This window comes from Mycobacterium gordonae (assembly GCF_017086405.1).
GTDB classification, from domain to species: Bacteria; Actinomycetota; Actinomycetes; order Mycobacteriales; family Mycobacteriaceae; genus Mycobacterium; species Mycobacterium gordonae_D.
The window spans coordinates 1,473,730-1,498,634 of the sequence record NZ_CP070973.1; the positions used below are offsets into that span (position 1 = coordinate 1,473,730).

Genomic DNA, 24,905 nt, shown 5'->3' on the forward strand with positions numbered 1-24,905 from the left:
GTCAGTGGCGCACCCGGGCGGGTGGCGAGGAGGGCCGCCACCGTGCCGCGCCGTTGGGCAGTGCCCGCGTGGGACGCTTGCGTCGGCGGTCGAATGGCACGACCGAGTCACCGCTGGCCGCCACCAGGCGCGCCAGGCCCGATTCGATGCCGCCGGCAAGGACATCAGGCGCAGTGTCGTAGTCGGTGGTGATGCCGAAGACCAGGTCGTCGCCGTAGCTGAGAAAAGCGACCCCGGTGCCCGACTCCGGGGCCGTCGGCGGGATCGGCAGCAGTCGCTCGAGCCGCCGGCCCATCAGGCGCAACCGGTGCCGCGGTCCGGGCGGAGTGGTGGCCAGTGCCACCACACTCTGGCGCGGCGTCCGGCTGAAGACGTCAATCACTTTGCTGCACAAGGCTAGAGGAGATCTTACCCCGGGTTGCGGGCGGGCCTGGTTGGGTACTGCGCGCAGCTGCTGAAGGGGGTCTCGGTGCTCGACGGGAAGCTGGGTCAGCGCCGACCCCAGGATGCGCAACGAATCTGCCTGTGGCCGCTGCCCCCGCTGCAGGAGAACGGTGCGGAATCCCTCGGTGATCGCCGCCAACGCGACGTCGTCGGCGGTCACGCCGAACTTACGCGCGATGTGGTCGACGGCGCCACGCGGCACGACAACGGTCCGGTAGTGGCGCGCGGTCGGTGCGGGGCCGCCGGCCAGCAGGGGTTGCAAGGCACTTGCCGCGGCGGTGAGGCCGTTGACGGCGAATGCCGCGGCCTGCCATAAGACGTCGGTCCACCCGGACCGGCTCGTGGGTGAAACCGGATCTGTCGCAACGGAATCAATGAACCCAGTGTGGTCGGCGGGGGTGCACAGCCGGGCGAGCAGATGGGCCGGGGAAAGATGCTCGGCAACCTCGCGGCCGATTTTGATCAGGATGGCCCACTGGTCGTCCCGCAGGCCTTCGATGATCCAGCATTCCCACCGGGGACGGCCGGGGTCCAGTGGTCGTTCCAGGGCGTGGGCGATGGCACGGAACAGTTCGTCGTCGTCACCGGGAGTCGGGAGTGCCACCCGTTGCACATGCGCAGTGATGTCGACGTCCGGCGTCGAGGTGCGCCCGAACCGTTCCGCCAGTAATTCCTTGATCTCGCCCGATCCGGGAGCGGGGCCGGCGACGACGGCGACGGCTCCTGTCACCATGCCCGTGCGTGGGTCCGAGCCCCGAGCACGTGCCGGCCCAATGCCCGGTGTGATCACTTCCGCCATGCCCAACCCCCGCCATTGTCTTGTCAATCTGTACCAGTATCCGGTCGGTGCCGCACATCGGTAGGTCCGCCAGGTTAATTCCGTGTGATCCAGATAAAGGTGCGTTTAAGTGCGGCGATGCACCGGCGTGTGACGCGGTTCGCAAATCGTTTCTGCGTCGTTTTAAAGTTGTTCGCACGGTTGTTCCCATGGTAAGCCATCATATCGAACATATGTTCGGTATGATGGCTTACCATGGGCTGGTACCACGGGCCACCGAGTTGGGCCGAAATGGAACGGGTGCTTGACGGCAAGCCGCGCCATGCCGGTGCGGCGGCCCCCGTTGTGCCGGCCGGTGACGCTCCGTTATCGCACAAGCGGGGGTCGTATACGGCAAAGCCGGATGGGCGGCGGGCTCGTTCATCGGTCGCCTACGCCGAGCTCCATGCCCATTCGGCATACAGCTTCCTCGACGGGGCCAGCACGCCGGAGGAGATGGTCGAGGAGGCGGCGCGGTTGGGTCTGCGTGCCCTCGCGCTGACCGACCATGACGGCCTCTATGGAGCGGTGCGGTTCGCCGAAGCGGCCACCGAGCTCGGCGTGCGCACGGTGTTCGGTGCCGAGCTGTCGCTGTCGTCGGTGGCGCGCACCGAGCAGCCCGATCCGCCCGGTCCCCATCTGCTGGTGCTGGCCCGTGGTCCGGAAGGCTACCGACGGTTGTCCCGGCAGCTGGCCGCCGCGCACCTGGCCGGTGGTGAGAAAGGCAAGCTGCGCTACGACATCAACGCGTTGACCGAGGCGGCCGGCGGGCACTGGCACATTCTCACCGGCTGTCGCAAAGGTGCTGTGCGGCAAGCGCTTTCAGTGGGTGGTCCGGAAGCCGCAACACGGGCGCTGGCTGATTTGGTGGACCGGTTCACCGCTGGCCGGGTCAGCGTCGAACTGACTCATCACGGTCAGCCGCTCGACGACGAACGTAACGCGGCGCTGGCCGACCTGGCGCCACATTTCGGGGTCGGCGTCGTCGCCACCACCGGCGCCCATTTCGCGGGGCCGTCGCGACGCCGGCTGGCCATGGCGATGGGCGCGATTCGGGCCCGGCAGTCCCTGGATGCCGCGGCGGGGTGGCTGGCCCCACTGGGCGGCTCTCATCTGCGCTCCGGTGAAGAGATGGCGCGGTTGTTCGCGCAGCGCCCCCAAGTGGTGACCGCCGCGGCCGAACTCGGCGAGCAGTGCGCGTTCGGCCTGGCGTTGATCGCGCCGCAGTTGCCGCCGTTCGACGTGCCCGACGGGCACACCGAGGACAGCTGGCTGCGTATGTTGACCATGGCGGGTGCCGCCGATCGCTACGGTCCGGCCGAGCGGTCGCCGAAAGCGTATGCCCAGATCGAGCATGAACTGAAAGTCATTGCCCAGTTGCAGTTTCCGGGCTACTTCCTGGTCGTGCACGACATCACGCAGTTCTGCCGGCGCAATGACATTCTGTGCCAGGGCAGGGGATCGGCGGCCAATTCCGCTGTTTGTTACGCCCTGGGGGTGACGGCGGTCGACCCGGTGGCCAACGATCTGCTGTTCGAGCGATTCCTGTCGCCCGCCCGAGACGGGCCGCCCGACATCGACATCGACATCGAGTCCGATCAGCGGGAAAGGGTCATCCAGTACGTCTACGACAAATACGGCCGCGACTATGCCGCCCAGGTGGCCAACGTCATCACCTACCGGGCACGCAGTGCGGTGCGCGACATGGCGCGCGCGCTGGGATTCTCGCAAGGGCAGCAGGACGCGTGGAGCAAACAGATCAGTCACTGGAGCGGGCAGCCCGCCGATATCGAGGGCATCCCGGAGCAGGTCGTCGATCTGGCCGAGCAGATCCGCAACCTGCCGCGGCACATGGGCATTCATTCCGGCGGCATGGTGATCTGCGACCGTCCGATCGCCGACGTGTGCCCGGTGGAATGGGCGCGCATGGACAACCGCAGCGTGCTGCAGTGGGACAAGGACGACTGTGCGGCAATCGGTCTGGTGAAGTTCGATCTGCTGGGGCTGGGCATGCTCTCGGCGCTGCACTACGCCCGGGACCTGGTTGCCGAGCACAAGGACATCGAAGTGGATTTCGCCAGGCTCGACCTCTCCGAGCCCGCGGTGTACCAGATGCTGGCCCGGGCCGATTCGGTGGGTGTGTTCCAGGTGGAGTCGCGCGCCCAGATGGCCACCCTGCCGCGGCTGCGGCCCCGGATCTTCTACGACCTAGTGGTGGAGGTCGCGCTGATCCGCCCCGGGCCCATCCAGGGCGGTTCGGTGCACCCCTACATCCGGCGGCGCAATGGCCTGGACCCGGTTGTCTACGACCATCCCTCCATGGAGCCGGCCCTGCGCAAAACGCTGGGTGTGCCGCTGTTTCAGGAACAGTTGATGCAGCTGGCGGTGGACTGTGCCGGCTTCTCCGCCGCCGAGGCCGACCAGCTACGGCGCGCCATGGGCTCCAAACGGTCGACCGAACGTATGCAGCGGCTACGCGGCCGGTTCTACGAGGGCATGCGCTCCCTGCACGGTGCCTCCGATGACGTGATCGACCGGATCTACGAAAAACTGCACGCGTTCGCCAACTTCGGGTTCCCGGAAAGCCACGCGCTGTCCTTCGCGTCGCTGGTGTTCTATTCGTCGTGGTTCAAGCTGCATCATCCGGCGGCGTTCTGTGCCGCGCTGCTGCGCGCCCAGCCGATGGGCTTCTATTCACCGCAGTCGTTGGTGGCCGACGCGCGTCGGCACGGGGTGCTGGTGCATGGCCCCGACGTCAACGCCAGCCTGGCGCACGCGACTTTAGAAAATGCCGGGATGGAGGTCCGCCTCGGGCTGGGCGCCGTCCGTCACATCGGTGACGACCTGGCCGAGAAGCTGGCCGAAGAGCGAAAAGCCAACGGCTCGTTCACCTCTCTGCTGGACCTGACGTCGCGGCTGCAACTGTCCGTGCCGCAGACCGAGGCGCTGGCGACGGCCGGGGCCCTGGGCTGTTTCGGCATGTCCCGGCGGGAGGCGTTGTGGGCGGCCGGTGCCGCGGCCACTCAACGGCCGGACCGATTGCCCGGGGTGGGTTCGTCGTCACACGTCCCGGAGCTGCCGGGGATGAGTGAGCTGGAGCTGGCCGCGGCCGACGTGTGGGCCACCGGCGTCTCACCGGACAGTTATCCGACTCAGTTCCTGCGGGCCGATTTGGATGCGATGGGGGTGGTGCCGGCTGCCGCGCTGGGCACCGTGCCCGACGGGGACCGGGTGCTAGTGGCCGGAGCGGTGACCCATCGGCAGCGGCCCGCGACCGCCCAGGGGGTGACGTTCGTCAACCTCGAAGACGAGACCGGGATGGTCAACGTGCTCTGCACGCCGGGGGTGTGGGCGCGGCACCGCAAGCTCGCGCACACCGCGCCGGCGTTGCTGATCCGCGGTCAGGTGCAGAACGCCAGCGGCGCGATCACCGTCGTCGCCGAACGCTTGGGCCGCATCAGCCTGGCCGTCGGCTCGAAGTCCCGCGATTTTCGCTGACCTGTTGCGCCGAACGTGTTCCCACGGCGGAATTTCCGCGATTTTCCCGCCATCAGGTCACACTCGGCGCGGTGGACTCACGCTGTCGGCGTGGTCCACACCTTGATCGGGGTGATCCGCAGCCGGGTGCTGTAGGTGCCCATCGAGTCGGTGAGACCGAACTGGTCGGATTCCTCCCGGTACTTCGCCCAATACGGCTCGTCGGTGCGGCAGTCGACATCGGTGGCATCGACGACCGCCGTCCCGCCGACGACGATGATGCCACCGCCGTTGCCGTCGGAGTCCAGGTTCATGCTGACCTGCGGCCGAGCCTTGATGTGGGCGACCTTGGCGGCGCTGGGCATCGTGTAGACCATCAGGTCAGTGCCGTCGAAGTAGAACCAGATCAGCCGCGGGACCGGCTGTCCGGATTTGGCGACCGTGGTCAGCCAACCATAGTGATCGGATTCGAGCCGGCTGGAAACCTCTTGCGACAGTTCGATACTCATAGGCTCAACGGTAGCCTCCACACATGACCCTCAACTTGACCGTCGATGAAGTCCTGCGCACCACCCGCTCGGTCCGCAAACGCCTCGACTTCGCCAAGCCGGTGCCGCGCGACGTGCTGATGGAGTGCCTCGAGCTGGCGCTGCAGGCGCCCACCGGCTCCAACTCCCAAGGGTGGCAATGGGTTTTCGTCGAAGACGCGGACAAGAAGAAGGCGATCGGCGACGTCTACCTGGCCAACGCCAGCGGCTACCTCAGCTCACCGGCGCCGGGATACGACGACACCCGCGGCGAGCGGATGGCGAAAGTCCGCGATTCGGCGACCTACCTCGCCGAGCACATGCACGAGGCGCCGGTGCTGCTGATCCCGTGCATCAGTGGCCGGGAGGAGAGCTCGCCGATCGGCGGAGTGTCGTTCTGGGCGTCGCTGTTCCCGGCGGTGTGGAGCTTCTGCCTGGCGTTGCGCTCGCGCGGTCTGGGCTCCTGCTGGACCACGCTGCATCTGCTCGACGACGGCGAACGCCAAGTGGCCGACATTCTGGGCATCCCGTACGACCAGTACAGCCAGGGCGGGCTGTTCCCGATCGCCTACACCAAGGGCACCGACTTCCGGCCGGCCAAGCGACTGCCCGCCGAGGGCCTGACGCACTGGAACGGCTGGTAGCGGGCCAGTCTCAGCCGGCCTTGCCGTCCGTTCCGTTGGCGCCGCTGAAGGCGGGGCCGCTGAGACCGTTGGCACCGTCGCTGCCGGATTTTCCTCCCGGTATGGTGCCACCCTTTGCGCCGAGGCCGGCGGTGCCGCCCGCGCCGCCGGTGCCGCCGGTGCCCCCACTTCCACCCACGTCACTGGCGCCTTGCTGACCGCTCAGCAACCCACCACGCCCACCGGCGCCGCCACGGCCACCGTTGCCTCCATCGCCGCCGACCCCACCGTGACCGGCGTTGCCGCCCGCACCTCCCATACCGCCGACACCAAGGAGGGGGACAGGGCATTGCCACCCACGGTGCCGTCGGTACCGGCGCCACCGCTGCCGCCGATGCCGCCCACGCCACCCGTGCCACCATGGCCGCCGGCTCCACCGTTGCCGACCAGCCATCCGGCGGCACCGCCCACACCGCCTTTGCCCCCGAGGCCGCCGGTGCCGCCGGTGCCGCCGGTGCCGCCGCTCCCGCCGTTGCCGCCCGCGCCTCCCGCGGCCGGGCTGAAGAAGCTAGCGGCGCCGGTGCCGCCGCCCGCAACGCCGTTCAAACCACCCACACCACCCGTGCCGCCGACGTCGCCTTGACCGCCGGCAGCACCCGAACCGCCGTTACCGCCGGCACCGCCATCGCCGAATAGCAGCCCGCCGCGACCCCCGGCACCACCCTCGCCGCCAGCACCACCGGCGCTGCCGTTCGTGCCGGCGCCACCGTCGCCGCCGTGGCCGCCATTCCCGCCGATGACGGTTCCCTTTTGCGAGGCGGCGAGACCGCCGGCGCCGCCGGCACCACCGGTGCCCCCGCCCGCGCCGCCGGTGCCGCCGTCGCCGCCTTTACCGCCCCGTCCGAATAGGGTCTGATCGGCGCTGGCGGTGGCGTCGCCGCCGGCGCCGCCGGCGCCGCCGTTGAAACCGGGACCTCCCGGCGTGCCGGCCTGGCCGTCGGTGCCGTTGTTATTGAGGGCCGCATCGATGACGTTGCTGGTCCCGGCGGTGCCGTCGAGTCCGGGATCGGTGACAGGCACCGGGTTGACGCCGTTGCCGCCGGCGCCGCCGGCGCCGCCGTGGCCACCGTGACCGCCGCTGCCCCACAGCCCGGCGGCACCACCGGCCCCCCCGGTACCGCCGACCGCGCCCGCGACCGTCGCGGCACCGCCGGCGCCGCCGTTACCGCCGTTGCCGTACAACCAGCCGCCGGCCCCGCCGACCCCACCGACCGCGGCCGCGCCACCCGTGCCGCCCGCGCCGCCATTACCGAACAGCCCCGCGTTACCTCCGTTGCCGCCGCCGACGCCGGCGACGGTGCTGCTGTAGCCGGCGCCGCCGTTGCCGTACAGCAGACCGCCGTCGTAACCGTTGGGGTGGGCGGCGGTGCCGACCGCACCGTCCCCGATCAACGGACGTCCCAGCAGAGTCTGAGTCGGCGCGTTGATGACCTGCAGCACGCCCTGCTGCAGCGTCTCTAGCGGCGAAGCGGCGGCCGCCTCCGCAAGGGCGTATGCAACGCCGTTGGCGCGCAAAGTCTGCGCGAACTGGTCATGCAGCGCTGTCATTTCGGCGGCGGCGGTCTGGTACGCCTGACCGTGGGTGGAGAACAGCGCGGCGATAGCCGCGGAGACGTCGTCGCGGCCGGCGGCGAGAACGTCGGTCACCGCCGCGCTTGCCGTCGAATTCGCTCTCTGCAGAGCAGAATTAAATGTGGCGACCTGTCCGGATGCGGTCGAGAATGCGTCGGGGAGTGTCACCAGGAAGGACATCGTGTGGCCTTTCTCGTCACCCCCTTCCGCGGAGACTAGACCCGCGAGTCAGGGCTGTCGATAGCGTTTTTCCCGTTTTCCCGAGTAATTTCTGCGCTGTGGTCGACGTCGTGATCGCCGGAGCCGGGCCCAACGGCCTCATGCTGGCCTGTGAACTGGCGATGGCCGGCGTCGATCCCGTGGTACTGGATCCGATGCCCGGCCCCAATCCGCATCGGCGCGCGAATGGCATTGTCGGACAGGGGGTTCGGATCCTCGATCATCGCGGCCTGTACAGCGCGCTGGCCGGGACCGACGAGCCGCCCCAGCCGGTCCCCGGCTCGAGCTTCGGGGCCTTCAGCCTGGACTTCGCCGACGTGGCCGACCCGCAGCTGTTCATCCTGCACGTCGAACAGCCGCGGCTCGTCGAGGTGCTGGTACAGCGCGCCCGTGAGCTCGACGTCGAATTCCGTTGGGGACACGGGCTTGACGGGTTCGATGACCACGACAACGGTGTCACCGTGCAGGTGGCCGGTCCCGACGGCCGCTACGAGCTGGCAACCCGATACCTGATCGGAGCTGACGGTGGCACCAGTCTGACGCGCAAACTGGCCGGCATCGAGTTCGCCGGAACGTCTTCCTACGACGTCGTCGAGCGGATGGCGTTCGGGGTGGTGCCCCCGGACGACTGGGTCGACCCGGTCAGCGGGGCGCTGCACGTTCCCGGCGTCGGGCCTGTCCCGTCCCGGCAGTTCGTGCGCACCGATCGGGGCATCTTCGCGTGGGGCATGCTGGCCGGCCAGGCGGTGGTGTTCACTATCGAACTCCAAAGCACACCGCGCGAGGAGCCCGACCCCGCTGCCGCGGACGCCTCGCCGATGACGCTGACCGAACACGAGGGCAGCGTCGAACGGCTGCTCGGCGCGGCGGTGCCGCTGCGGTCCGCATCCCCGGAAGTGCCGCCGGATCTGCGCCGGTTCAGTGGGATGAATTCCCGGATCGCCTCGCGCTACCGCTGCGGGCGGGTGATCCTGGTCGGCGACTCGGCGCACGTGCATTTCGCACTGGGGGGTCCGGGACTGAACCTGGGGCTGCAGGATGCGGTGAACCTGGGCTGGAAGCTGGCCGCGGTGCTCGACGGCCGCGTCGGCCCAGAACTACTCGACACTTACGAGGCCGAGCGCAGGCCGGTGGCCGAGCGGCTGATCATGCACAGCCGCGCGCAGCTCGCCCTGATCCGGCCCGGTCCCGAAATCACCGCGCTGCGAGAGCTTTTCGGTGAACTGCTGACCATACCCGGGGTCATCGGACACCTGGGCGACCTGGTTTCCGGCGCCGACACCCGCTACGGGACCGAGGCTGATCACCCCTGGGTGGGGCGCTGGGTGCCGGATTTCGCGGTGAGCGGCCCGGTCGGCGTGCGGCGGGTCGCCGAACTCGCCCGCGACGGAAAGCCGATGCTCATCGACCTCACCGAGGGCGCCGTCGTGGCCGCCGCGGCGGCGGGGGCCCGGCCGCTCACCGTCGCGGCCGGTCAACCGGTCGGGGAGGTCGCCGCGCGGGCGGTACTGGTCCGTCCCGACGGCTACGTGGCCTGGGCGTCGTCGTCGGCCACACCGGACGTCGACGGCCTCCGCAGCGCCTTGACCAGGTGGTTCGGCATCAAGATGGACTGATTGTCCCCCTCTTGTCCCCCGATCGGCGGACACGGATTTCGTCCCCGGTTGTCCCCTATTGGGGGACACCGCGGGTGCCCGGCGTGGGGCAATCTAAGTGACATCAACGACATCACCGAAAAGCTTGGACCGAGAGGAATTACCCGATGAGCCACGAGATTCTGTTCCAGGAGATCGAAGCCGTTTACACGCTGCCGTCCTTCGGCGCTGACGACTGCGCCTGATATCCGCGCCGCGATAGCGGCCCCAGGCTGTGGCACGTTTCCCCCCTGCCCCCCCCCAACGTGCCCTGTGGAAAGCAGGCTCGTGCGTATGCACGAGCCTGCTTCTGCATGTGGGGGTATATATGTGATTCGTGCCGACCTCGCCCGATGGAAGCGCCGTCGAGATCTTCTGTCGGCTGCCCGCCGGTTCCGACCTGGACGTCATCGACAGCCTCATCGCACCATGCAGCTCGGTGCTGGACCTCGGCGCCGGCGCCGGACGGCTGGCCGACCCGCTGGCCGAACTCGGACACCAGGTCACCGCTGTCGACGAATCCGCCGACATGCTTTCGCATGTTCGGTCCGCCCGTACGGTGCAGGCCACGTTCGCAGAGCTGCGCTTGCCGGAGCGGTTCGACGCCGTGGTGATGGCCGGCTGCCTGCTCAACTACCTGGGCCGCGACGTCCGACACGCCGCACTCACCGCCGCGGCCCGGCACCTCAAACCCTCCGGAGTCGCCCTGATCCAGTGGCGATTCCCGCAGTGGTTCGCGATGCGCACCGAAGGCCGGCACAGCATGGTCGGCAGTACGGGGGTGCAGACGATGACGATCCACACCAGCCGCGACGGGGTGGTTGCCGGTGATTTCGGCCTGGAAGTCGACGGCCGGGTATTCAGCCAGCCCTTCGCATTCCATCTGCTGCCTACGGCGCAACTGCTCGACGAACTCCGCGACGCCGATCTGGGACTCGACACCCCTGAACCCGGGACAACCGAGTGGCTACAGGCCAGGCCGCGTCACACCGAGCCGTCGTAGCCCTGCTGCCGCCAGGCCTCGTAGACCGCGACGGCGGCGGCGTTGGACAGATTCAGTGAGCGCCGCCCGGCCCGCATCGGAATCCGTACCCGTGCGGTGATGTGCGGGTCGGCCAGCGTGGTGGCGTCCAGACCGGTGGGTTCGGGACCGAACATCAGCACATCCCCGGGTAGGTAGGCGACGTCGGCGAACCGTGAGCTGGCCTGCGCGGTGAACGCGAACACCCGGGCCGACCCCAGCGCCTGCCACGCGCGCTCCAGCGAATCGTGCACGGTCACCGACGCCAGGTCGTGATAGTCGAGCCCGGCCCGTCGCAGCTTCGGCTCGGACAGGTCGAAGCCCAGCGGCTCCACCAGGTGCAGTTCGCAGCCGGTGGCCGCGGCCGTGCGGATGGCGTTGCCGGTGTTCGGCGCTATGCGCGGGGAATAGAACAGCAGCCGGAACATCGGTCGATCATGGCAAAGCCGCCGCGTTGCGAAATTCTTGCGCCCTTCTTGATGTCGTCGCCAAGGCGCCTTCAAGAACTTGCCAAGGGCTCTGCAGAAATCTTGGGTCAGACCCACCGGGGAGGAGCCGAGATGTCAGTCGAGTCAGTTCAGGTGCGCAACGTCTATCCACACGCCGACAACCGCTATGAGAACGTGGAGGCCACGGTCACCTTCGCCGTCGACCCCGAATACCGGGCCAACGAGCGCATCGTCGACCTGAAGCTGGCGCCCCGCGACGCCGACGGCCTGGTTCGTTTCGAGGCCGACCTGCGCGTGGCGCGCCCGGTCGATGGTGGCAACGGCAAGCTGCTCTTCGTGGTGCCCAACCGGGGCGTCCCCACCAACGCGCCCTGGTTGAAGAACGGATTCCTGCTCGAGCGCGGTTGGACCATCGTCTCGTGCGGCTGGCAGTGGGACGTGCAGCGCGGGCCCGCCATCCTCGGGCTGAGCGCACCGCAGGCCGAGGTGGCACCTGGCTTCCTGCGCCTTCAGTGGCGTTCGGACACTGTCCGCGACGACCACCCGCTCAGCTTCTCGGCCCCCGAAATCGAATCGATTCCCGGCGCCGAGGCGCTGTTCACCTTCACCGCCTACCCCACGGACGACGTCGAGGACCCCGAAGCGGTCCTGACTGTGCGCACCGCACCCGACGCCGAGCCCACGACCGTCCCGCGGGACGCGTGGCGCTTCACCGACGACACCCACGTCGCCCTGGACGGCGGATTCCAGCCTTTCCACTTCTACGAGCTGGTGTACCGGAGTTCGCTGGCCCCGGTCGCCGGCTGCGGTCTGCTGGCGATCCGCGATATTGTTTCGCACCTCCGCGCGGATGGCATCACCCACACCTTCGCCTACGGCGTGTCCCAGGCGGGCCGGCTGCTGCGCCAGTTCCTCTCCGACGGTCTGAACATCGACGAGTCCGGGATGCCCGTGTTCGACGGTGTCTTCAGCGACTTCGCCAGCGCGAACCGCGGCGAATTCAACCAGCGCTACGCCCAGCCCTCGACCCCCGGCCGAAGCGGCGTCGAGGGACCGTTCGGTACCGCTGACCTGCTCGCGCGGCAGCGCGAACTCGGTGGCGTCCCGAAGATCATCTTCACCAACAGCGCTACCGAGTACTGGCAGGGCGACGGCGCGCTGGTGCACGTCGACCCGGACACCGGCGCCGACCTGCCGGAGGACCCCGAGGTGCGCACCTACCTGCTCGCCGGCACCGACCACTTCGGCAGCAGCAAGATCAAGGACGCGCTTCCCGCCGCCAACCCGGTGCACCACCTCGACGTCACACCGGTCACCCGGGCGCTGCTGATCGCCCTGGCGGACTGGGTCGCCGACGGGGTCGAGCCCCCGGCCAGCCGGGTGCCCCGGACCAACGACGGCACCGCGGTGGCCCGCAAGGAGGTGTTGTCGGCTTTCGGTTACGCCCACACGCCGGCACCCGCCTGGCTGCCCTCGATGGGACACGTCGACCTGGTGTCCGCTGTCGACGAGGACGGCAACGAGGTGGCCGGTGTCCGGCTGCCAGCGGTCGCGGCGCCGCTGGCGACTTACACGGGCTGGAACGCCCGCCGGTTCGTGCCGGACCTGCCGGACGTGATGTACGAACGGATCGGCAGCAAGCTGCCATTTCGGCCGGGCCGTCCGTCGCCGGGCGAGCGCTACGCCAGCCGTGACGACTACGCCGCCGCCGTACGGTCGGCCGCGCAGGCACTGGTCGAGCAGCGCTTTCTGCTCGGCGCGGAGGTCGATGCGGTGGTGAAGAAGACGGTGGCCGACTATCCCGCTTGAGTTTGCCGATCCGGTACACGGCCGCACGGGCCAGTTGCGGCGAACCTTATCTACTCAGTAACAATTATGGAGACCTCGGCTGGGGGCTGTCATACTCGTCGGATTGCCAGGCATTCACGCCCGCGGCCATCTGCCGGCGCATAAAGCAGCAGGAAGTCTGATGAGTCTCTCGTTTTACGCGACGCAACCGACAGGTGCGGCCCGCCCGGCCGCCCGCACGTGACCATGTTCACCCGCCCGACCAATTCGGTCGCGGCGGTTCCGCCCGGTGCTCCCGCTGTTCCGCCGCCCGCGGCGCCCTCCCAGCCGGCCAAGCCGGCCAAGCGCCCGCCGAGATGGTCGCTGCGCAACTGGCCGGTGCGCTGGAAAGTCTTCGCGATCGCGGTGGTGCCGCTGCTGCTGGCGACGACGTTCGGCGCGCTGCGGGTGGAGAGCGCGATGGCCTCCTCCGGAAGCCTGCGGCTGGCCGCGGCGCGTGCCGACGTGATTCCCGCCATCACCAAGTACATGTCGGCCCTCGACGTCGCGCTGCTGGCCGGCTCTACCGGCCGCGACGTGGAAGGGGCCAAGAAGAACTTCTCGGCCCGAAAGTACGAGTTGCAGACGCGGCTGGCCGAGACCGACGTGATCCCCGACGTCCGCTCGGGAGTCAACTCGCTGCTCAACGGTGGGCAGTCGTTGCTGGACAAGGTGCTCGACAACAGCATCGGCCTGCGCGACCGGATCACCACCTACGCGCCGCTGCTGCTGACCGCCGAAGACGCGATCAACGCCTCCGCACAGGTCGACAGCGATCAGATCCGATCCCAGGTGGAGGGCTTGAGCCGGGCCGTCGGTGCGCGTGGGCAGATGACCATGCAGGAGATCCTGGTGACCCGCGGCGCCGATCTGCCCGAGCCGCAGTTGCGCACCGCGATGATCACCCTGGCCGGCACCGAACCGTCGACCCTGTTCGGGATGAGCGAAGTGCTGGGCAGCGGCTCCCCGGACGCCAAGAACCTGCAGCAGCAGTTGGTGGCCCGGATGGCAATCATGTCCGATCCGGACAGTGTGCTGGTGGACAACGCCGACCTGTTGCGCTCGATCCACACCACCCAGGGCATCGCCGAGCAGATCGTCAGCGGCGCAACGGATTCGGTGACCAGGTCGGTGCAGAGCAAGGCGACAGAGCGGCGCAACGCGGCCGTGCGCGACGCCGTGCTGGTGATCGTCGCCATCGGTGTCGGGCTGGTGATCGTGTTGCTGGTGGCGCGTGCGCTGATCAAGCCGCTGCGGGTGCTGCGCGACGGCGCTCTGAAGGTGGCGCACACCGACCTCGAGGGGGAGATCGACCGGGTGCGGGGCGGGGCCGAGCCCATCCCGCAGCCGCTGGAGGTGTACACCACCGAGGAGATCGGGCAGGTCGCGCACGCCGTCGACGAACTGCATACCCAGGCCCTGTTGCTGGCCGGCGACGAAGCGCGGCTGCGATTGCTGGTCAACGACATGTTCGAGACCATGTCGCGGCGTAGCCGTTCGCTGGTCGACCAGCAGCTGTCGCTGATCGACCGCCTCGAGCGCGACGAAGAGGATCCCGAACGGCTGGACAACCTGTTCCGGCTGGACCACCTGGCGGCCCGGCTGCGCCGCAACAGCGCCAACCTGCTCGTCCTGGCCGGCGCGCCGATCGGTCGCGACCAGCGCGAACCGGTGCCACTGGCCACAGTGATCAACGCCGCCGTGTCCGAGGTCGAGGATTACCGCCGCGTCGAGATCGTCTCGGTCGCCGACTGCACGGTGCTCGGCGGGGCAGCCGGTGGCATCATCCACCTGCTCGCGGAGCTGATCGACAACGCGCTGCGCTACTCGCCGCCGACCACCAGAGTGAAGGTGTCGGCCGTGCGGGGCAGCGAGGGCGGGGTACTGCTGCGCATCGCCGACGCCGGGCTGGGCATGACCGAGTCCGACCGGCGGATGGCCAACATGCGACTGCAGGCCGGCGGGGAGGTCACCCCGGAGAACGCCCGGCACATGGGCCTGTTCGTAGTAGGCAGGCTGGCCGCGCGGCACGGATTGCGGGTCGGGTTGCGGGGGCCCGCGGCCGGGGAAGCGGGCACCGGTACGACGGCGGAGGTTTACCTGCCGCTGGCGGTGCTGGTCGAAGGCCAGACCCAGCAGCAAGCCCCGCAGCGCCAGTTCTTCGCCGTGCGGCCGCCCGAGCCCGAGCCCGCCGCGGTGCCGCTGCACACCGGCCAGACCGGCACGTCGGTGACCTCCCTGCCACGCCGCAGTCCCGGGTCCAGCGGTATCACGGAGTCCCCGGCGGATACCGCCGGCACCTCCGGGGCGGCGCCGGCCAAGCGTCCACTGCCGACGCCCTGGTGGGAGAAGGGATCTACGCAGCCGCCGGTACCCGCATCGCAGCCGGCGGCGTCGGCAACGGGCGCAGCGTCGGACACCTCGGCGTTCTTCGCCCGCCGCCCGGCCCCCGCGCAGCCCCCGACTCCCAAACCCGAGCCGCCCGATCTGACCCCCTCCGGTCCGCAGGACGACGATGTGATCTACCAGCGCATGCTGTCGGAGATCCTGGGCGACCCCAAGGAACTGGTCGAAAGCCCCGACCTGGACTGGCAGACGGTGTGGGACCGCGGCTGGTCGGCGGCCGCGGAGGCCGAGAACAGGCCGGTGGAATCCCGCACCGAGCACGGCCTGCCGATGCGCACTCCCGGAGCGCGGCTGGTGCCCGGCGCCGCCGAGCCCGATGAGCCGGCCGTCTCCAACGGGGGCTTCCATCCGCGCGACCCCAATGCGGTCCGCACCTCCATCGGCAGCCATTTCAGCGGCGTGCGCTCCGCGCGGTCGCATGCCCGCGATACCCGGGAAGGCGAGCAATGACGGTCCAATCGTCGTACAGCCCACTGGACTGGCTGGTGTCGAAATTCGTGCGCGAGGTGCCAGGCGTGGCACACGCGTTGCTGGTGTCGGTGGACGGCTTGCCGGTCGCCGCCAGCGAGCATCTGCCGCGCGAACGCGCCGACCAGTTGGCTGCGGTGGCCTCCGGACTGGCCAGCCTGGCCACCGGCGCGGCCCAGCTGTTCGAGGGTGGACAGGTGCTGCAGTCGGTGGTCGAGATGCAGAACGGGTTTCTGCTGCTCATGCGCGTCGGCGACGGCTCCCATCTGGCCACGCTGGCGATGCCGTCGTGCGACATCGGTCAGATCGGGTACGAGATGGCCATCCTTGTCGAACAGGTGGGCAACGTGGTGCAGTCCGCCCGCCGCGCTGAATCCGGACCGCAATGGACGAACGCGAGCCGGCGGTAACCGCCGGCCAGCCCAGCCTGGTCCGGCCGTACACTTTGACGGCCGGGCGGACCGGCACCGACGTCGACCTGCCGTTGGAGGCGCCGGTGCAGACCCTGCAGGCGGGGCTGGCCCACCAGTGGCAGGCCGGGGACGCCCGCGGCAGGATCCTGCAGTTGTGCACCGAGAGCCCGTCGGTCGCCGAGATTTCGGCCCGGCTGGATTTACCGGTCGGTGTTGCGCGCGTCTTGGTCGGCGATCTGGTCACGGCCGGTTACCTTCGGGTGCACAGGACCTTGACCGACCGTTCGACCCGCGATGAGCGGCACGAGCTCATAGGAAGGACCCTGCGTGGCCTACGAGCACTCTGAGGGCGCTCCTGTGCAGCACGACACCGCCTCGACCAAGATCGTCATCGCGGGCGGGTTCGGTGCGGGCAAGACCACCTTCGTGGGTGCGGTGTCGGAGATCATGCCGCTGCGGACCGAAGCGATGGTCACCGACGCCTCGGCCGGGGTCGACATGATCGAGGCCACACCGGACAAGCGCACCACCACCGTCGCGATGGACTTCGGCCGCATCACCCTGGCCGAGGATCTGGTGCTCTACCTGTTCGGCACGCCGGGGCAGCGCCGGTTCTGGTTCATGTGGGACGACCTGGTGCGTGGCGCGATCGGCGCGATCGTGCTGGTCGATGTCCGGCGCCTGCAGGACAGCTTCGCGGCGGTGGACTTCTTCGAACACCGCCGGCTGCCATTTGTGGTGGCGGTCAACGAGTTCGACGGGGCGCCGCGCTATCCGGTCGGCGAGGTGCGCCGGGCGCTGACGCTGTCCGAGCACATCCCGGTGATCAGCGTCGACGCCCGCAACCGCCGCTCGGCCCGGGACGCGCTGATCGCGGTGAGTGAGTACGCGCTGGCCAGCCTGGCCAGCAGCTGACCGCCTTGGAGTGGACCGATCGCGAGTTCACCGGCGAGGACTTCCGCGATTTCCAGGACGGGGACCTCAGCCGGCTGCACACGCAGCGCGTCGTCTTCACCGAATGCGATTTCAGCGGGGTGAACCTGGCCGAATCTACGCACCGCGGCTCGGCCTTTCGCAATTGCGTGTTCACCCGAACTACGTTGTGGCACAGCACCTTCGCCCAGTGCAGCATGCTCGGATCGGTGTTCGCGCAGTGCCGGCTGCGGCCGGCGACGTTCGACGAGGTGGACTTCACGCTGGCGGTGTTGGGTGGTAACGACTTGCGGGGTGTGGACCTGAGCGGTTGCCGGTTGCGCGAGACCAGCCTGGTGGAGACCGATCTGCGCCGCAGCGTGCTGCGCGGCGCCGATCTGCGGGGGGCTCGCACCACCGGGGCCCGGTTGGACGACGCCGACCTGCGCGGTGCCAGCGTCGACCCGGCGTTGTGGACCACCGCGTCGCTGACCGGTGCCCGCATCGACGTGCCGCAGGCGTTGGCATTCGCGCTGGCACACGGGCTGCGGCTGGACGCGTCCTAGGCTTCTGCCCGCGCCGGGAAAGGTCACCTGCGCAGGCGAATGCGCCGCCACACAATGCCGGAGTACACGATCGCCAACACTGCCAGCATGCCCATGTCGAGCAGCCATGCCCCGGTGGTGTGATTCCAGTGGCTGTCCTTCGGGCTGAACGGGCTGGGTTGCACCTGGTTCAGGTCGACCGTCGACGCGCAGGCCGCGAAACCCCACCGCGCCGGGGTCAACCAGGACAGCTGGTCGAGCACCGCCCGGTCGGTCACCGGGATCACCCCGCTGGAGAACACCAGTTGCGCCATGATCGCCACCACCATCAACGGCAGGATCTGGTCGGCGGTGCGCGCTACCGACGACAACACCATGCCGATGATCGCCGCGACGATGCAGGTCGCCGCCGTCGCCACGTACAACTCGAGGGTGGGGCTACCCAGCAGCACGGCCCCATGCTTGGGGGTGCCTTTGCCGACGATCACCATGGTCGTCGCGATGCTCGACTGGGCGATCGCGAAGGCGGCGAAGACCGCCAGTTTGGACAGCAGGTAGGCAGGCGTCGACAGGCCGAACGCCTGTTCCCGGTGGAAGATGGGACGCTCGCCGACCAGGTCGCGGATCGTGAGGGCGGTGCCCATGAAGACCGCGCCGACACACAGCAGCACCAGGATCTGAGCGGGTTCGGCGGGTGTCTTTCCATTCGGGTCGGCCAGCCCGAATCCGGCGGGGCCGGGCACCGTCATCGCGAGCAACCCGAGCAGGAACGGTAGGACCGCCAGGAACACCGTGTACCAGCGGTCGGAGACGACCAGCCGCACCTGACGGCGGACCAGGGTGAAGAGTTGGCGCCGCACGTCGACGTGCACCGGTTCACCCAGGTCCCGCGGCTGGGCCGGCGCCGATGTCGGCTCCGGGCGCTGCTGATCCAAGAATCGCCGCTTGGCTTCCTCGGGGTCGGCGCCGACCTTGATGAAGATCTCGGCCCAGTTGCTGGTCCCCATCACCGGCGCGATTCCGTCGGGCGGCCCGAAGTAGGCCGTCTTACCGCCGGGCGCCAGCAGCAGTAGCTGATCGCACAGGTCGAGATGGGCGACCGAGTGTGTCACCACGAGGACGGTGCGGCCGGCGTCGGCGAGTTGGCGCAGCATCATCATGACCTGGGAATCCAGCGCCGGGTCCAGGCCGGTGGTCGGCTCGTCCAGAATCAGCAGCGACGGCCCGGTGAGTAGTTCCAGCGCGACCGAGGCACGTTTGCGCTGCCCACCGGAGAGCTTGTCCACCCGGGTGTCGGCATGGTCGGTGAGGTTCAGTTCGTCGAGTACCCGCGCGACCGCCGCCGCACGGTCGGCCTGGCCGGTGTCCGGCGGCAGGCGCAGTTCGGCCGCGTAGCCCAGGGCCTGGTTGACGGTGAGCTGCCGGTGCACGACATCGTCCTGCGGCACCATCCCGATCCGGGTGCGCAGCGTGCCGTACTGGGCGTGGATGTCATGTCCCTCGAAGGTTACCGAGCCGGAGCTGGGCCGCGTGTATCCGGCGAGCAGCCGCGCCAGGGTGGTCTTGCCCGCCCCGGAGCCGCCGATGATGGCGGTCAACGTGCCCGGCCGTGCGGTCATCGAGATGTTGTCGAGCAGCTCCTTGCCGTCGACGTTGAAGCGGACACCGTTGACTTCCAGACCGCCCGTGCCGGGCGCCGTCTGGGGGACCAGGGTGTTGCCGGTGAAGTGCAGGTCGACGTTGCCGATGGTGACGGTGTCGCCCTGCCGCAGGGTCGCCGACCCCACCCGGACGCCGTTGACGAACGTCCCGTTGACGCTGCGCGAGTCCCGTATCTCGGTGCCTAGGTGCGTAGGCACCAGGAAGGCGTGGTGGCGCGAGGCAAGCACATCGGGGACGACGACATCGTTGTCGCTGGCGCGGCCGATGGTGGGGCACCGGTCACCGGTCGGGGCCGGAGCCGGCCGCGGTGGAATGGGTGCTTGCCTCGGTGGCGCGCTGAGCGCCGAGCCCGGAACGGTTGGCGGGTCCGTCACCGCCGGCAGTCGCCGTTGCGGTGGCTGCAGCGGCGTGGTCGTCGGCGCCGCGCCGTCGGCCTGCCGCCCGATCCCGAAGGTCAGGCACGGCCCGTCGGGATTGCCGACGGTGATGCGTTGTCCGTCGCAGATGTCGATGACCCGAGCCCGTCGCCGGCCGACGAAGGTCGTCTTGCGGGGGGAATTGTCGATCGCCCGCCAGCGGCCGTTGTCGAAGCGCAGCAGCAGGTGCGTGCGCGCGATCAGGGGGTGGGTGACGCACACGTCGGCGCGCAGATCACTTCCGACGATGACGTCGTGACCTGCGGTGAAAGTATGTTCCGCCCCGTTGGCCCGCACTGTGAGCACCGGCGGCGCCGCCGCGTTCATCCCTATGGGAGTTAGCCGCTGGCGGTCGGGCGAAACATATGAAAACGCTCAGCGCCGCAGCCGGATGCGCCACCACACCACCGCCGAGTAGACCACGGACAGCGCTGCCAGCATCGCCATGTCGAACAGCCACGCGGGGCGCGAGTGGGTCCAATGGCTGTCTTCGGGGCTGATCGATCCGGGCACCAGGTCGCGCAGGTTGACCGTGGCCGCCGACGCGCCGTAGCCCCACCGGCGGGCACCAGCCAGGACAGTTGGTCGAGGAATATCCGGTCGGTCACCGGGACCACGCCGCCGGCCAGCACCAGCTGCAGCATCAGCGACACCACCAGGAGCGGCATGATCTGCTCGTTGGACCGGGCGATGGACGACAGCAGCAAACCCAGAATCGCCGAGGCGACACACGTTGCGGCGATGCTGACGAACAGCTCGAAGCTAGGATTACCCAGCAGCACCGCCTGCTGTGTCGGCACGCCCTTGCCCAGCAGCACGATCCCGGTGGTGACCGCGGCCTGCACGATCGCAAAGGCACAGAACACGCTGACCTTGGCGCCCAGGTAGGCCCACGTGGACAGGCCCACGGCTTGTTCTCGCCGGAAGATCGCGCGCTCGCCGATCAGGTCGCGGATGGTGAGTGCGGTTCCCATGAAGACGGCGGCGATGCTGAGCAGGTTGAGTATCTGCGCGGCTTCGTCCGGGGTGTTGCTGGTCGGTTCGGCAAACCCGAAGCCGCGGTCGCCCGGGACCGTCAGCGAGAGCGCACCCAGGATGAAGGGCAGCAGCGCCAGGAAGACGAAATATGCGCGGTCGGCGACGACGAGTCGAACCTGGCGGCGGGCGATCGTCGAGAACTGGCGCCTGGCACTGGTGTGGGCCGGGGCGCCCAGCTCGGACGGGTTCGGCGCCTCGATCGGGATGAACGGCTGGCTGTGAGCCAGAAAACGCCGGTTGGCTTCGTCGGGGTCGGCGCCCACTTTGGCGAAGATGTGGGCCCAGTTGGTGGTTCCCATAGCGGCGCCGATCTGATCGGGCGGGCCGAGGAACGCCGTTTTGCCGCCGGGTGCCATCAGCAGCACCTGGTCGCACACGTCGAGGTAGGTCAGGGAATGGGTGACCACCAGCACCACCCGCCCGGCGTCGGCGAGTTGGCGCAACATCGTCATCACCTGCAGGTCCAGCGCGGGGTCCAGGCCTGACGTCGGCTCGTCCAGGATCAGCAGCGACGGGCCGGTCAGCAGTTCCAGGGCCACCGACGCGCGTTTGCGCTGGCCGCCGGACAGCCGGTCCACCCTGGTGTCGGCGTGCTGGGCGAGCCCGAGTTCGTCGAGTACCTGGGTGATGACCCGCGACCGGTCGGTCTTGGTGGTGTCGGGCGGCAACCGCAGCTCGGCGGCGTAGCCCAGGGCCTGGTTGACGGTCAGCTGGCGGTGCACCACGTCGTCCTGCGGAACCATGCCGATCCGGCTGCGCAGCGAGGCGTACTCGGTGTGGATGTTGTGCCCGGCGAAGGTCACCGCGCCTGAGCTCGGGGTGGTGTACCCCGCGATCAACCGGGCCAGGGTGGTCTTGCCGGCGCCCGAACCGCCGATGATGGCGGTCAGCGTGCCCGGCCGCGCGGTCATCGACACCTTCTGCAGCAGCGCCTTGCCGTCGACGCTGAAGCTGATCTCGTTGACCTCCAGGCCGCCGGCGCGCGAAGCGGCCTCGGTGCGCGGAACCAGGGTGCCACCGGTGAAGGTCAGATCGACGTTGCCGATGGTGACGACGTCGCCGTCGCTGAGCACTGCCGAACCCACCCGGATGCCGTTGACGAAAGTCCCGTTGATGCTGTGGTTGTCCCGGATCTCGGTGCCTAGGGCGGTCGGAGCCAGGTAGGCGTGTCGGCGCGACGCGAGCACGTCGGAGACGACGATGTCGCAGTCGCCGGCGCGCCCGATCCAGGCGGTGCGGCCGACGGGGGCCGCCAGGTTGTCCGGCGCGCCGAGCACGTTGATACCGCGGGTCGGGAGCTGCGACACCGTGCTCACCGGGCCCAGCCGGTTGGTGTACGGCTCGGGTGGGGAGTCCGGCTGGCCGGGGGGCGGCGGGCGCCGGAACACTCGCGGCGGCGATCCCGGCGATCCCGGCGGTCGGACCGTGCCGGGCGGCGCGGGCGGACCCGGGGGCACCGGAGGTCCCGAGGGACGCGGCGGGCGGTCGGCGGCCGGCAGCCGGTCCGTCGCCGAGGTCAGAGCCACGCCGCCCGGATGGTGTTCCACCTCGAAGGCGACCCGCGGCCCGTCAGGCCGGGCGAGATTGACCGTCAGGCCGTCGTGGATGTCGGCCAGCGGCACCCGTTTGCCGTCCACGAAGATCCCACTGGGCGAGTTGTTGTCGATCCCGATCCAACTGCCCCGTTCGAAGCGCAGCAGCAGATGCGCCCGGGCCACCACGGGATGCGCGATCCGCAGGTCGGCGGCCATGTCACTGCCCACGATCACGTCGCGGCCGGGGGAGAAGGTGCGCTGAGTCGGGCCCGCCCGAACGGTCAGCACGGGTTGCTGCGCTCGGGTCATCGTTTCACCCTAAAGGCCCGACGTCCCAGGCCAAGGCTCAGCGTCGCTTGAGCCGGATCCTCCACCACACGACACCGCTGTACGCCACCGACAGCACGGCCAGCATCGCCATGTCGAACAGCCACGCCGGACGTGAGTGCGTCCAGTGGCTGTCTTCCGGGCTCAGCGAACCGGGTACCAGTTCGCGCAGATTGACCGTGGCCGCCGATGCCGCGTACCCCCAGCGTGCGGGTATCGCCCACGAGAGCTGGTCCAGTCCGACCCGGTCGGTCACCGGGATCATGCCGCCGGCCAGCACCAGTTGCAGCATCAGCGACACCACCAGCAGCGGCATGATCTGCTCGTTCGACCGGGCGATCGACGACAGCACCAGCCCGACAACCGCCGAGGCCACGCAGGTGGCCGCGACCGTGGTGAACAGCTCCAGACTGGGGTTGCCCAGCACCAGCGCCTTCTGGGTGGGAGCACCCTTGCCCACGATCACGATGGCGGTGGCGACGGCGGCCTGCAGCACCGCGAACGCGAAGAACACCGTCAGCTTGGCGCCTAGGTAGGCCCAGGTGGACAGCCCCACCGCCTGCTCGCGCTGGAAGATCGCGCGCTCGCCGATCAGGTCGCGGATGGTCAGCGCGGTCCCCATGAAGACGGCGGCGATGGACAGCAGTGTCAGGATCTGGGCGGCTTCGTCGGGAGTGTTGCTGGTCGGCGAGGCCATTCCGAACCCGGTGTTGCCGGGCACGGTCAGGGCCAGCCCGCCCAGGATGAATGGCAGCACCGCCAGAAAGACGAAGTAGGCGCGGTCATTGACCACCAGCCGGATCTGGCGCCGGGTGATCGTGGAGAACTGACGCCGCACGGAGGTGTGCGCGGGCGCGCCCAGATCCGCCGGGGCGGGTTCCGCCGAGGTCGGTGGCGGCTGCTTCTGGGCCAGGAAGCGGCGGTTCGCCTCGTCCGGGTCCGCGCCGACCTTGGCGAAGATGTGCGCCCAGTTGGTCGTTCCCATCACGTCGCCGATGCGGTCCGGCGCTCCCAGATACGCGGTCTTGCCGCCGGGTGCCATCAGCAGCACCTGGTCGCAGACGTCGAGGTAGGTCAGGGAATGGGTGACCACCAGCACTACCCGGCCCGCGTCGGCGAGTTGCCGCAACATCGTCATGACCTGCAGATCCAGCGCGGGGTCCAGGCCCGAGGTGGGTTCGTCGAGGATCAGCAGGGACGGTCCGGTGAGCAGTTCGAGGGCCACCGAGGCGCGCTTGCGCTGTCCGCCGGACAGGTTGTCGACGCGGGTGTCGGCGTGCTTGGTGAGTCCGAGTTCGTCGAGGACCTGCGCCACGACCTGGTCGCGATCCTCTTTGCTGGTGTCGGGCGGCAGCCGGAGTTCCGCGGCGTAGCTGAGGGCCTGGTTGACCGTCAGCTGCCGGTGCACGACGTCGTCCTGCGGGACCATGCCGATCCGGCTGCGCAGCGACGCGTACTGCTTGTGAATGTCGTGACCTTCGAAGGTCACCGCGCCGGAACTCGGGGTGGTGTTGCCTGCGATGAGTCGCGAAAGGGTGCTTTTCCCGGCGCCCGAACCGCCGATGATCGCGGTCAGCGTGCCAGGCCGGGCCGTCATCGACACGTTGTCCAGCAGCCGGTTGTTGTTGATCGTGAAGACGATGTCGCGGACCTCGAGGCCGCCGGTGCGGGTCGCGGCCTCGGTGCGCCGCACCAAGATGCCGCCGACGAACGCCAGGTCGACGTTGCCGATGGTGACGACGTCGCCCTCGGACAGGATCGCCGATCCGACCCGGATGCCGTTGACGAAGGTTCCGTTGATGCTGTTCAGGTCGCGGATCTGGGCACCGGCCGGGCTGGGGGACAGCTGAGCGTGGTGGCGCGATGCCAGCACGTCGGCGATGACGATGTCATTGTCAGCGGCTCGGCCGATGCGGGCGGCCGCTGCGGGGGCCGGCGTCGCGACGTGCGGGACGCGCACCGTGCCCGTCTGGGCCTGGGACACCGTGTCGTCCCCGGTCGCCGGCGCGGGCGGCCGCAGGTGGGGCTGCGCCGGCCGGGTCGGTGGTTGCACGTTGGGGTGGGCGGCCTGGGTGGGTGGTTGCTGCGGGTTGGGCCGGTGGGGCGCGTCGGGTGCGATGGTGGGGATAACGCTGGTGCGCGTGACGTCCTGCGGGGTGAGCACCGGCACCCGTTCGGTCGGTGGCAACGCGCCCACGTCGCCGCGATAGTGCCCGACCTCGAAGGTGATGCGCGGCCCGTCCGCCTGGCCCAGGTTGATGGTCTGGCCGTCGCGGATGTCCAGTGCCGGCACCCGCTTGCCGTTGACGAAAATTCCGCTCGGCGAATTGTTGTCGATCGCCAGCCAGCGGCCCTGATCGAACCGCAGCAGCAGGTGGGCGCGCGATACCAGGGGATGCGCCACCCGCAGGTCGGCGCGCAGGTCGCTGCCGACGACCACGTCGGGCCCGACAGCAAACTCGCGGTGCGAACGGTCTGAGCGGACTGTCAGCACCGGTGAGGTTGTATTCATC

General features: G+C 69.2%; 17 protein-coding genes and 1 pseudogene. 10 read left to right on the top strand and 8 right to left on the bottom strand.

Annotation, left to right across the window (positions count from 1 at the left end; genetic code table 11):
- Position 1: 1 nt before the first annotated feature.
- Positions 2–1,243 carry a wax ester/triacylglycerol synthase domain-containing protein gene (locus tag JX552_RS06455; protein WP_205876596.1) on the bottom strand — a complete coding sequence of 414 codons (1,242 nt, stop codon included), beginning with the start codon at positions 1,241–1,243 and terminating at the stop codon, positions 2–4.
- 234 nt (positions 1,244–1,477) lie between these two features.
- Here JX552_RS06455 and JX552_RS06460 point away from each other — a divergent pair, with 234 nt between their 5' ends.
- Positions 1,478–4,759, top strand: a complete 3,282-nt coding sequence (locus JX552_RS06460; protein ID WP_205876597.1) for an error-prone DNA polymerase — start codon at positions 1,478–1,480, stop codon at positions 4,757–4,759.
- A gap of 77 nt (positions 4,760–4,836) precedes the next feature.
- Here the strand turns inward: JX552_RS06460 and JX552_RS06465 are convergent, their stop codons facing one another.
- Entirely contained in the window at positions 4,837–5,247 is a 411-nt protein-coding gene (locus JX552_RS06465; RefSeq protein ID WP_205876598.1) for a TIGR03667 family PPOX class F420-dependent oxidoreductase, read from the bottom strand.
- Between the two features lie 23 nt (positions 5,248–5,270).
- On the opposite strand from JX552_RS06465, the gene JX552_RS06470 reads away from it, so the two are divergent.
- Positions 5,271–5,909, top strand: coding sequence for a nitroreductase family protein (locus JX552_RS06470; RefSeq protein WP_205876599.1), 639 nt, complete (start codon positions 5,271–5,273; stop codon positions 5,907–5,909).
- Positions 5,910–5,919: 10 nt separating this feature from the next.
- Here the strand turns inward: JX552_RS06470 and JX552_RS31915 are convergent, their stop codons facing one another.
- Positions 5,920–6,087, bottom strand: a complete 168-nt coding sequence (locus JX552_RS31915; protein ID WP_241011255.1) for a hypothetical protein — start codon at positions 6,085–6,087, stop codon at positions 5,920–5,922.
- Positions 6,088–6,110: 23 nt separating this feature from the next.
- Positions 6,111–7,700, bottom strand: coding sequence for a PE family protein (locus JX552_RS33215; protein ID WP_431195927.1), 1,590 nt, complete (start codon positions 7,698–7,700; stop codon positions 6,111–6,113).
- Positions 7,701–7,798: 98 nt separating this feature from the next.
- Between JX552_RS33215 and JX552_RS06480 the strand changes: the two genes are divergently transcribed.
- Together JX552_RS06480 and JX552_RS06485 are read left to right on the top strand one after the other, a co-directional pair.
- Complete coding sequence (locus JX552_RS06480) at positions 7,799–9,355, top strand: FAD-dependent monooxygenase (RefSeq protein ID WP_205876600.1); 1,557 nt, start codon at positions 7,799–7,801, stop codon at positions 9,353–9,355.
- Between the two features lie 355 nt (positions 9,356–9,710).
- The gene (locus JX552_RS06485) at positions 9,711–10,376 is read left to right on the top strand and encodes a class I SAM-dependent methyltransferase (RefSeq protein WP_205876601.1); all 666 of its coding nucleotides are present in this window, start codon (positions 9,711–9,713) and stop codon (positions 10,374–10,376) included.
- Here the strand turns inward: JX552_RS06485 and JX552_RS06490 are convergent.
- Complete coding sequence (locus tag JX552_RS06490) at positions 10,358–10,822, bottom strand: tRNA (cytidine(34)-2'-O)-methyltransferase (RefSeq protein WP_205876602.1); 465 nt, start codon at positions 10,820–10,822, stop codon at positions 10,358–10,360. The genes JX552_RS06485 and JX552_RS06490 overlap by 19 nt on opposite strands.
- A 132-nt stretch (positions 10,823–10,954) precedes the next feature.
- Between JX552_RS06490 and JX552_RS06495 the strand changes: the two genes are divergently transcribed.
- From JX552_RS06495 to JX552_RS06520, 6 genes are all read left to right on the top strand, one after another.
- A complete protein-coding gene (locus JX552_RS06495; protein ID WP_205876603.1) occupies positions 10,955–12,652 on the top strand; it encodes an alpha/beta hydrolase domain-containing protein in 1,698 nt (565 codons plus the stop codon).
- Positions 12,653–12,871: 219 nt separating this feature from the next.
- Positions 12,872–15,526, top strand: coding sequence for a sensor histidine kinase (locus tag JX552_RS06500; protein ID WP_241010899.1), 2,655 nt, complete (start codon positions 12,872–12,874; stop codon positions 15,524–15,526).
- Positions 15,523–15,954, top strand: a complete 432-nt coding sequence (locus tag JX552_RS06505) for a roadblock/LC7 domain-containing protein (protein WP_065132317.1) — start codon at positions 15,523–15,525, stop codon at positions 15,952–15,954. Before JX552_RS06500 ends, JX552_RS06505 begins: the two co-directional genes overlap by 4 nt.
- On the top strand, positions 15,930–16,304 hold the full coding sequence (locus JX552_RS06510) for a DUF742 domain-containing protein (protein ID WP_205876604.1): 375 nt from the start codon (positions 15,930–15,932) through the stop codon (positions 16,302–16,304). Before JX552_RS06505 ends, JX552_RS06510 begins: the two co-directional genes overlap by 25 nt.
- Complete coding sequence (locus JX552_RS06515) at positions 16,285–16,872, top strand: GTP-binding protein (RefSeq protein ID WP_205876605.1); 588 nt, start codon at positions 16,285–16,287, stop codon at positions 16,870–16,872. The genes JX552_RS06510 and JX552_RS06515 overlap by 20 nt, the downstream gene beginning before the upstream one ends.
- A 5-nt stretch (positions 16,873–16,877) precedes the next feature.
- Positions 16,878–17,435 (top strand): pentapeptide repeat-containing protein, encoded by a 558-nt coding sequence (locus JX552_RS06520; protein WP_205876606.1) that lies wholly within the window; start codon positions 16,878–16,880, stop codon positions 17,433–17,435.
- A gap of 23 nt (positions 17,436–17,458) precedes the next feature.
- Here JX552_RS06520 and JX552_RS06525 read toward each other — a convergent pair whose 3' ends face one another.
- The 3 genes and pseudogenes from JX552_RS06525 to JX552_RS06535 all read right to left on the bottom strand — a co-directional run bounded on the left by JX552_RS06525 (position 17,459) and on the right by JX552_RS06535 (position 24,904).
- Positions 17,459–19,819: an ATP-binding cassette domain-containing protein gene (locus JX552_RS06525; RefSeq protein WP_205876607.1), complete on the bottom strand. Its 2,361-nt coding sequence runs from the start codon at positions 19,817–19,819 to the stop codon at positions 17,459–17,461.
- A gap of 48 nt (positions 19,820–19,867) precedes the next feature.
- Positions 19,868–22,374, bottom strand: a pseudogene (locus JX552_RS06530) (ATP-binding cassette domain-containing protein).
- A 37-nt stretch (positions 22,375–22,411) separates the two neighbouring features.
- The gene (locus JX552_RS06535) at positions 22,412–24,904 is read right to left on the bottom strand and encodes an ATP-binding cassette domain-containing protein (protein WP_205876608.1); all 2,493 of its coding nucleotides are present in this window, start codon (positions 24,902–24,904) and stop codon (positions 22,412–22,414) included.
- Position 24,905: the final 1 nt, after the last annotated feature.

Coding starts and splice junctions, on each gene's coding strand:
- JX552_RS06525 (WP_205876607.1), bottom strand. CDS start 19,819: ATGAACGCGGCGGCGCCGCCGGTGCTCACAGTGCGGGCCAACGGGGCG.
- JX552_RS06505 (WP_065132317.1), top strand. CDS start 15,523: ATGACGGTCCAATCGTCGTACAGCCCACTGGACTGGCTGGTGTCGAAA.
- JX552_RS06535 (WP_205876608.1), bottom strand. CDS start 24,904: ATGAATACAACCTCACCGGTGCTGACAGTCCGCTCAGACCGTTCGCAC.
- JX552_RS33215 (WP_431195927.1), bottom strand. CDS start 7,700: ATGTCCTTCCTGGTGACACTCCCCGACGCATTCTCGACCGCATCCGGA.
- JX552_RS06490 (WP_205876602.1), bottom strand. CDS start 10,822: ATGTTCCGGCTGCTGTTCTATTCCCCGCGCATAGCGCCGAACACCGGC.
- JX552_RS06465 (WP_205876598.1), bottom strand. CDS start 5,247: ATGAGTATCGAACTGTCGCAAGAGGTTTCCAGCCGGCTCGAATCCGAT.
- JX552_RS06455 (WP_205876596.1), bottom strand. CDS start 1,243: ATGGCGGAAGTGATCACACCGGGCATTGGGCCGGCACGTGCTCGGGGC.
- JX552_RS06510 (WP_205876604.1), top strand. CDS start 15,930: ATGGACGAACGCGAGCCGGCGGTAACCGCCGGCCAGCCCAGCCTGGTC.
- JX552_RS06470 (WP_205876599.1), top strand. CDS start 5,271: ATGACCCTCAACTTGACCGTCGATGAAGTCCTGCGCACCACCCGCTCG.
- JX552_RS06495 (WP_205876603.1), top strand. CDS start 10,955: ATGTCAGTCGAGTCAGTTCAGGTGCGCAACGTCTATCCACACGCCGAC.
- JX552_RS06460 (WP_205876597.1), top strand. CDS start 1,478: ATGGGCTGGTACCACGGGCCACCGAGTTGGGCCGAAATGGAACGGGTG.